Source organism: Marinobacter sp. G11, from assembly GCF_021282325.1.
GTDB classification, from domain to species: domain Bacteria; phylum Pseudomonadota; class Gammaproteobacteria; order Pseudomonadales; family Oleiphilaceae; genus Marinobacter; species Marinobacter vinifirmus.
The window spans coordinates 1-505 of sequence record NZ_JAJSPB010000122.1 but is presented as its reverse complement, the minus strand read 5'-3'; the positions used below and the strand labels follow the sequence as shown (position 1 = coordinate 505).

Genomic DNA, 505 nt, shown 5'->3' with positions numbered 1-505 from the left:
CTCTGACCCCGAGCTCCGCGAGCGCCTCACGCCGCGGTACCTGCCGGGCTGCAAGCGTGTGCTCGTCTCCAACGACTACTACCCGGCCATGGCCCGGGACAACGTCACCCTGGAGGACAGCGCGCTGGACCGCGTCGAGGGGAGCCGGCTGTTCGGCGTGAGCGGTCACGGGTACGAGGTCGACGTCGTCGTCCTCTGCACCGGCTTCGAGGCGGCCCAGCCGCCGTTCGCCGACCGCGTCCACGACGGTGAGGGCCGTTCCCTGGCCGATCACTGGCGCAGCGGCATGGCGGCGTTCGATTCCACGGCCGTGGCGGGATTCCCGAACCTGTTCGCCATCAACGGGCCGAACACCTCGCTGGGGCACAACTCGATCGTCTACATCATCGAGTCGCAGATCGCGTACATTTTGGAGGCCCTGGACCGGGCGGAACACGAGGGAATCCGGACGATGGTCCCCGAGACACTCGCCCAGGAGGAGTACGTGGACCGTCTCCAGCAGCGG

At 68.3% G+C, this 505-nt stretch carries 1 pseudogene; it reads left to right on the top strand.

Annotated elements, in window-relative coordinates:
- Positions 1-505 (top strand): annotated as a pseudogene (locus LWH94_RS19340) (4-hydroxyacetophenone monooxygenase); the annotation flags it as partial.